Source organism: Deinococcus rhizophilus (assembly GCF_030271215.1).
GTDB classification, from domain to species: Bacteria; Deinococcota; Deinococci; order Deinococcales; family Deinococcaceae; genus Deinococcus; species Deinococcus rhizophilus.
This window is the reverse complement of sequence record NZ_JASNGB010000152.1, coordinates 1-7,171: the sequence shown is the minus strand read 5'-3', so window position 1 is coordinate 7,171 and position 7,171 is coordinate 1. Positions and strand designations below refer to the sequence as shown.

The window sequence follows — 7,171 nt, the reverse complement described above, 5'->3', positions numbered from 1 at the left end:
CACGCTGGTGCGGGCGCTGGCGGGCGAGCGGGCGCGGGGGGCGGCGCACACCTTCGCCGAACGCTACGGCCTGCAAGGGGTGCTGCTGGTGCGCCTGATGCCGGTGCTCTCCGCCGACGTGCTCAATCTGGTGGCGGGGGCGGCGGGCATGGGCTTCCGGCCCTTCATGGGGGCGACGGCAGCGGGGGCCCTGCCCGTCACGGCGCTGGTGGTGTGGCTCAGCGGCTCGGCTGGCCGGATGGCGTGGGGACTGGGGCTGCTCTCGGCGGCGGTGGGGCTGGGCGTGCTGGGGCGCTGGTGGCTGCTGCGCCGGGGTAGGGCGAGGGGCTGACGGCGAGGGGCCCCGCCTCCTTCTCCGCTATGCTGCCTCCCGAGCAGCCCCGGCCTGGGGCCACACCTGGGAGGAGCATGACGCAAGGCAACACGGACGCGGCCCCCGCCTACGAGCGGGCAGGCGTGAACATCGACGCGGGGCACCGGGCAGTCGCCCTGATGAAAGACGCGGTCGCCCGCACCCACACCCCCAACGTGCTGGGTGGGCTGGGCGGTTTCGGGGGCCTCTTCCGGGCGGCCTTCGGGGACATGGAAGACCCCATCCTGGTCGCCTCCACCGACGGGGTGGGCACCAAGACGCGGGTCGCCGTCCGCACCGGACGGGTGGGCGGGCTGGGCGCCGACATCGTCCACCACTGCGTGAACGACATTCTGGTGCAGGGGGCGCGGCCCCTCTTCTTCCTCGATTATGTGGCGACCTCGCGCCTGATCCCGGAGCAGGTCGCCGCCATCGTCACGGGCGCGGCGGGGGCGTGTGAGGCCCTCGGCGTGGCCCTGCTGGGCGGCGAGACCGCCGAGATGCCCGGCGTGTATGCGGAGGGCGAACTCGACCTCGTGGGGACCATCGTGGGCGTCGTGGACCGGCCCCGGCTGATCGACGGCTCGCGCATCCAGTCCGGCGACGCCGTGATCGCCCTGCCCAGCAGCGGCCTGCACACCAACGGCTACAGCCTCGCTCGGATGGCGCTGGACGACCTCGACTGGAATGAAGCGCGGGCGGACCTCGGCGGCGAGCGGCTGGGGGACCTGCTGACGGTGCCGCACCGGGCCTACCTGGGGGCGTTGGACGCGCTGGCCGGGGCCGGGGTGGACGTGCGCGGCATGGCCCACATCACCGGGGGCGGACTGGTGGACAACCCGCCGCGCGTCTTTCCGGCGGGCCTGGGTATGCGGGTGGACACCGGGTCGTGGAGGGTGCCGCCCGTCTTCGAACTCATCGTGCGCCGGGCCGGGATGGACCGGGCCGAGGCGTTCCGGGCGCTGAACATGGGCGTGGGCTTCCTGTTCATCGTGGGGCCGGAGGAGCAGGAGGCGGCGCTCTCGGCCCTGCGCGGGGCGGGCGAGTCGCCCTGGGTGATCGGGGAGATGGGGCCGGGCGCGGGCGTCACGCTCGCGGGCCTGGACGGGACCCCCTCCCGATGAGGTACCGTCCCCCCACCGGCTTCCGGATGCCCGACCGACGCACCGCGACCGAGTTCTGGGTGGTGCGGCACGGCGAGAGCACCTGGAACGCGGACGGCCGCTACCAGGGCCAGACCGACGTGCCCCTGAGTCACATCGGGATTTTGCAGGCGGCGGCACTCGCTGAGCGTCTGACCGGGGGGCATTTCGACGCGGTGTACACCAGCGACCTCACCCGCGCCTCGCGGACGGCGGAGGCGGTGGCCGAGCGGCTCTCGGGGCAGCCCACCGTGCAGGCCGAGCCGGGCCTGCGCGAGATCGACGTGGGCGAACTGGGCGGACTGGTCGTGGCGGACATCAAGCGGCAGTACCCCGAGTACCTGCGCGACCTGCAGGCTGACCCCTGGGGCACCCGGCGGCCCGGCGGCGAGAGCATGGCCGACCTGTTCGCCCGCTGCGGCGAGACTTTCGGGCGGTTGCGGGGGCGGCACGCGGGGGGGCGGGTGCTGGTCTTCACCCACGGCGGCGTGGTGCGGGTGGCAGTGGGGCTGGCGCTGGGCGGGGTGCCGGGCCACGCCTGGGCCCGCCTGAGCGTGACCAACACCTCCATCACCCGCGTCCTGCTGGGCGAGGACAGCGGCACCCTCCTCGGCTTCAACGACGACGCGCACCTTGAAGACCTGATCGAGGCGACCGAGGCGGACGACGTGCTGGGGCAGGCGCCGTGAGGGCCGGGCAGGGCGCTAGCCTGGGGGAACCATGCGACGGCCTTCTCCCCACAGCTCCCGGAAGGCGGGGGTGACCCCTTGACCCCGCCCGACCTCGTGACCCGCTTCCGCGCCGGGGACCCCCGCGCCCTGGCCCGCGCGATCACCCTGGCGGAAAGTGGTCTGGACACCGCCCGGCCCGTGTTGCGGGCCGCCCGCGAGCGCCCCGACCGCGCCGTCGTGCTGGGCGTGACGGGCAGCCCCGGCAGCGGCAAGAGCACCCTCACCGACGCCATGATCGCGGCGCTGCGGGCGCGGGGCGAGCGGGTGGCGGTGCTCGCGGTGGACCCCAGCAGTCCCTACTCCGGGGGCGCGATCCTGGGCGACCGGATCCGGATGCTGCGCCACCACGGCGACCCCGGCGTCTTTGTGCGGTCGCTCGCCAGCCGGGGCGCCCTGGGCGGCCTCTCGCCGCGCACCCTGCCCGTGCTGGCGCTGCTGGAGGGGGCGAGCTTCGACTGGGTGATTCTGGAGACGGTGGGGGTCGGCCAGTCCGAGGTGGACGTGGCGGCCGTGTGCGACCACACCCTCCTGGTGGTGACCCCGGCGGGCGGGGACGGCGTGCAGGCTTTCAAGGCCGGAATCATGGAGATCGCGGACGTGATCGCCGTGAACAAGGCCGACCTGCCCGGCGCCGACCGCACCGTGCGCGAACTGCTCGCCGCGCAGGGCCTCGGCGCCCACGACGAACACACCTGGTTCGCCCCGGTGCGCCGCACGGTCGCCCAGAAAGGCGAGGGGGTGGAGGCCCTGCTGGAGGCGGTCCTGGCCCACCGCGCCCATCTCGGCGAGGAGGGCCTGCACGCTCGCCGGGCGGCGCGTGCCGAGTTCGAGGTGCGGACGCTGGTGCAGGAGCGGGTGCTCAGGCGGGCGCGGGAGGTCAGCGGCGACCTCTATGCCCGGGTGGCGCGGGGCGAGCTGGACGCCGATGCGGCGGCCGACGCGCTGCTGGCGGGCTAAGCTCCCCCCATGAGCGAACAGGTCACGCTGGAGGCCGAGTTTCTGCGCCGGGCGCTGGAGCGGGAGGACAATGCAGAGCGGGTGGCCGTGACGCCGGGCACTCTGCCGCCGGACCTCCCGGTCACGCTGCCCGACCTGCCGGGGATGCGGGTGCTGGGTGGAGTGCGCTCGGTGCTTCCGGGGTGGACCTTCGCCTCTCCCGGCAGCGCCCGGGCGGCAGCGGCAGGGCCTGTTCGCCTCCAGTGGCGGGCCTTTCTGGACATCCCCGCGCCGCAGCCACAGGTGATGGACGCCCTGCTCGGGCGGTTCACGGAGCAGGGCTGGCAGGAGTCTCAGGTCTTTCAGCAGGTCTTCGTCGAGGCGGCGCGGTCGGAGTGGGCAGCCACGGCGCTGGAGCCCGCCCGGACGCTGGGGGTTCAATCGCGGCAGCAGGGAGGCGTCACGCAGGTCGAGCTGACCGTCGCGGACACGGACCCCGGCCAGGTCGAACATCTGCGGGGCCGCTGGTCGCATCCCCACTTCGCCGACCAGTTCGAGCCCCCGCTGCCCACGCTGATCCTGCCGGACGGCTGGAAGGGCCAGATGCAGACGGGGCAGGGCGGGCCGATCCGTTCCCAGCTCTCGGCCCTGCGGCCCCCTCCCGGTCCCGCGCCCGACCCGGCGGCCCTGCTGGCCCACTTCCTCCCGCAACTGGAGCGTCAGGGCTGGCGGCTGCTCCACCGCGAGGACGGGCCGGAGAGCCTGTCGGTACACCGCACCCCGCTGGGCGTGGGCACGCTGTCCCTGCGGGTGAAGGACGGCGGCCTCTCGGCCCTGATCGTCCACGTCACTGCCGAGGAGGGCCGGGGAAGCAGCCGGGTGACGGTTCCCGTAAGCTGACGCCCATGCGTGCCCGCACCCTCGCGCCCCTGCTCTTCGGCTTCCTGCTGGTGCAGCGCCTCCTCGAACTGCGGGTGGCCCGTGCCAACGAACGCTGGGCGCGGCAGCACGGCGCGGTGGAATACGGCCGCGAGCATTACCCCCTCTTTTTCCTGCTGCACCCGGCCTGGATGCTGGGGCTGCTGTGGGAGGGCCGCCGGGCCCGTGGGGAGGTGAACTGGGCGGCGCTGCTGCTGTTCGTGCTGGCCCAACCGCTGCGCTCCTGGGTCATTCGCACGCTGGGGCGTTACTGGAACACCCGCATCCTGATCGTGCCGGGGGGGGAGCGGGTGACCGGGGGGCCATTTCGGTATGTGCGCCATCCCAACTACGCGGTGGTGGCGCTGGAACTCGCCTCCGGGCCGCTGGCGGTGGGGGCGTGGCGCACGGCGCTGGCGGGAACCCTGCTCAACGCCGCCCTGCTGCTGCTGATCCGGATTCCCGCCGAGGAACGGGCGCTGCGGGCCTACCGCGAGGCGAACGCGGAGGGCTGACCCCCTACGACACGTGCCGGAGACGGGACGGAACCCGCTGCTCGAACTTGAGGCCCGCCGGGGTGCTCGCGAGGGCCACGGCGCTCAGCACCCGCAGGCCCTGCAGCTCCAGCCGGGTGCGGCCGGGACCACTGGTGCGTTCCACGCCCACGGCGACGGCCCGGACCCGCAGCGCGGCGGCCTCGGCCCGCAGCAGCAGCTCCAGCTCGGCCAGCCCGTCGGTCAGGTCCCGGGTCACGACCACCGCGTCGCCCAGCGTCGGCCCGCCGGGGGTCTGGGGCAGACGCCCCCCCTCGACCTCCAGCACCGTCAGGCCGCGCAGTTCTCCCAGCGCGTGGGCGAGCGGCCCGGCCCCGGGAAGCGCCAGCACCACTTCCAGCTCGGGAAGATCACGGGCAAACAGGGCCGCGACCTCGGCCCAGTCGTGCGCGGGCAGGGCCGCGAGCTGGAGGTCGAGCTGCTCTTCCGAGGGAAGGGTCGCGGCCACAGCGGTCCGCAGGGCGAGGGTCATGCCTCAGCCTAAGCTGTGAAGAAGGTCTCGCCCCCTTCACGGGGTCACATTCGCCCGCAACGCCACTTCATCCTTCCTTGAGCCTGTAAGAACAGTGGCCCTTCAGACGGGACAGCGGCCGCCGCCCCCTCGTGCTGCGGGCTGCTTCAGGCGTAGCGTGGCCCCCATGCAGGCCGCCCCCGCCCGAATCGCCGCCCGTCACGCCACCGCCGTCGCCGTGGCGGTCACCGCCGGACACTTCATCAACGACGCTTACGGGGCGATGCTCACGCCCCTGACCCCGGCCCTCCAGAGCAAATTCGGGGTGTCCATCGCCGCCGTCACCCTGCTGTCCAGCGTCTACAGCCTGACCTCCAGCGTCCTGCAACCGCTGCTGGGCATCCTGGGCGAGCGGGTGGACCGCCGCTACGCCGCCGCGCTGGGGCCGCTCATGACGGGCCTGGGCCTCACGGCGATGGGCTTCATGCCGTGGTTCGGGGCCCTGCTGCTGTTGGTGGCGGTGGCTGGCTTCGGCAGCGGCTTTTTCCATCCGGCGGGCGCGGCCTACGTCGCCCTGAGCAGCCCCTCCGAGAAAAGGGGGCTGTGGGCCAGCCTGTTCAGCGCCGGGGGCACGGCGGGCATGGCGCTGGGGCCGGTGTTCGCGGGGGTGGGGCTGGAGAACCTGCCCTGGTTCGCGCTGATCGGGGCCGTGATTGCCGCGATCACCTTTGCCGTCACGCCGCCCGGCCGGGCCGAGGGGCGGAGGGTCAGCCTGGCCGAGTACGCGGGCATCTTCCGGGGGCCGCTCGTGGGCCTGTGGGCGATGGCCGTGCTGCGGTCGCTCGCCAGCATGGGCTACAACGCGATGCTGCCCTTCATCCTGCTGGGTCGGGGCTTCGGGACGCGGGAGGTCGGGGTGACGCTGGCCGTCTACGCCGTCGCCAGCGCGATCGGCGGCATCGTGGGGGGGCGGGCCAGCGACCGCTACGGGCGGGTTCCCGTGCTGCGGGCGGCGATCCTGACCACCATTCCCTTCTTCGTCCTGCTGATTCTGTCCAGCCCGGCGAACTGGTGGTTCTACCCGCTCACCTTCCTGGTGGGGGCGGCGGTGAATGCCAGCGTTCCCGTCGGCGTGGTGGCCGCGCAGGAATACGCGCCGGGGCACGTCGCGGTGGCGAGCAGCATCATGATGGGCTTCTCGTGGGGCTTTGCGGGGCTGCTGATCTTTCTGGTGGGGGCGCTGGCGGACGTGACGACGCCCACCACGGCGGCGCTGGTGAGCCTGACGTTGCTGATTCCCAGTGCGTTGATCGCGTACCGGTTGCCGGAGCCGGGGCGGGGGGCGTTTGAGGGCTGAGGCTGAAGGGGGCGGGGGAGGGGTGGCAAACGATCTTGATTCGTTGGAAACCCCTCCCCCAGCCCCCTCTGCTCCGCAGCTCTACGGGTCCCCAGAGGGAAGGGGGAGCAGCGCTGCGCTGGGCAAAGGTTGTCCCCCCGTGTTCTGGCTTTGATTGCCCCGTCTCCGTGTCCCCCTCCACGCCATCCTCCGCCCGAGTGAAAGGCCTCGGCGCGGACGCGCCGAACGGCTCGGCTGCCTGGAAAGTGGACTTGAGGGGCGGGGACGCTTCGGGCGGCTGACACAGGAAAAAGGCGGCTTCGGCGAGAGCAGGTCAGTGTGTTCTCCCTCCCTCAAGGCGCGGATCTCAAAACTCCAGCCTCCCTCCCCCCCTCACCGCGCGTCCGTTCCCCGTCCCCCGTACGCCACCGCCAGCGCCAGCCCCGCCGCCAGCAACGGCGCGAGGCTCCAGGCCTGCCCACGGGCCAGCGCGTAAGCGCCCAGACTCAGGCCCCCCTGAAACAGAATGGTCAGCACGGTCTGGCCCACGGTGTTGCCCGGCCGGGTCTTGAAGGCGTCGGCGCGGCGCACGGGCAGGGGTCGCCACAGCACCAGCAGGGCGCTTCCGGAAACTCCCAGCGCCACCAGGCCGAGGAGGGCGGCGGCCAGGCCGGGGGTCAGCAGGTCACGCGCGGCGAACACCGCGACGCCGAGCAGCCCCAGCCCCAGGGGCGGCAGGGCGGCGGCCAGC

General features: G+C 73.4%; 8 protein-coding genes and 1 pseudogene. 7 read left to right on the top strand and 2 right to left on the bottom strand.

Going from position 1 to position 7,171, the window contains the following annotated elements; genetic code table 11:
• From QOL99_RS13320 to QOL99_RS13295, 6 genes are all read left to right on the top strand, one after another.
• On the top strand, positions 1–331 hold a 331-nt coding region (locus QOL99_RS13320), incomplete at its 5' end, for a VTT domain-containing protein (RefSeq protein ID WP_285524519.1).
• A gap of 77 nt (positions 332–408) precedes the next feature.
• Positions 409–1,476, top strand: coding sequence for a phosphoribosylformylglycinamidine cyclo-ligase (gene purM / locus QOL99_RS13315; protein WP_285524517.1), 1,068 nt, complete (start codon positions 409–411; stop codon positions 1,474–1,476).
• Complete coding sequence (locus tag QOL99_RS13310; protein ID WP_285524514.1) at positions 1,473–2,183, top strand: histidine phosphatase family protein; 711 nt, start codon at positions 1,473–1,475, stop codon at positions 2,181–2,183. Before purM ends, QOL99_RS13310 begins: the two co-directional genes overlap by 4 nt.
• 78 nt (positions 2,184–2,261) lie before the next feature.
• Positions 2,262–3,182, top strand: coding sequence for a methylmalonyl Co-A mutase-associated GTPase MeaB (gene meaB, locus QOL99_RS13305; protein ID WP_285524512.1), 921 nt, complete (start codon positions 2,262–2,264; stop codon positions 3,180–3,182).
• Positions 3,183–3,191: 9 nt separating this feature from the next.
• On the top strand, positions 3,192–4,061 hold the full coding sequence (locus QOL99_RS13300; protein WP_285524510.1) for a hypothetical protein: 870 nt from the start codon (positions 3,192–3,194) through the stop codon (positions 4,059–4,061).
• A gap of 5 nt (positions 4,062–4,066) precedes the next feature.
• Positions 4,067–4,594: an isoprenylcysteine carboxyl methyltransferase family protein gene (locus QOL99_RS13295; RefSeq protein WP_285524509.1), complete on the top strand. Its 528-nt coding sequence runs from the start codon at positions 4,067–4,069 to the stop codon at positions 4,592–4,594.
• Between the two features lie 4 nt (positions 4,595–4,598).
• Here the strand turns inward: QOL99_RS13295 and QOL99_RS13290 are convergent, their stop codons facing one another.
• Entirely contained in the window at positions 4,599–5,105 is a 507-nt protein-coding gene (locus QOL99_RS13290; protein ID WP_285524508.1) for a hypothetical protein, read from the bottom strand.
• A gap of 166 nt (positions 5,106–5,271) precedes the next feature.
• Between QOL99_RS13290 and QOL99_RS13285 the strand changes: the two genes are divergently transcribed.
• Positions 5,272–6,441: an MFS transporter gene (locus tag QOL99_RS13285; RefSeq protein WP_285524506.1), complete on the top strand. Its 1,170-nt coding sequence runs from the start codon at positions 5,272–5,274 to the stop codon at positions 6,439–6,441.
• Between the two features lie 372 nt (positions 6,442–6,813).
• Here QOL99_RS13285 and QOL99_RS13280 read toward each other — a convergent pair.
• Positions 6,814–7,171: pseudogene (locus QOL99_RS13280) on the bottom strand (hypothetical protein); the annotation flags it as partial.

Coding starts and splice junctions, on each gene's coding strand:
- QOL99_RS13310 (WP_285524514.1), top strand. CDS start 1,473: ATGAGGTACCGTCCCCCCACCGGCTTCCGGATGCCCGACCGACGCACC.
- QOL99_RS13285 (WP_285524506.1), top strand. CDS start 5,272: ATGCAGGCCGCCCCCGCCCGAATCGCCGCCCGTCACGCCACCGCCGTC.
- QOL99_RS13300 (WP_285524510.1), top strand. CDS start 3,192: ATGAGCGAACAGGTCACGCTGGAGGCCGAGTTTCTGCGCCGGGCGCTG.
- QOL99_RS13290 (WP_285524508.1), bottom strand. CDS start 5,105: ATGACCCTCGCCCTGCGGACCGCTGTGGCCGCGACCCTTCCCTCGGAA.
- purM (WP_285524517.1), top strand. CDS start 409: ATGACGCAAGGCAACACGGACGCGGCCCCCGCCTACGAGCGGGCAGGC.
- QOL99_RS13295 (WP_285524509.1), top strand. CDS start 4,067: ATGCGTGCCCGCACCCTCGCGCCCCTGCTCTTCGGCTTCCTGCTGGTG.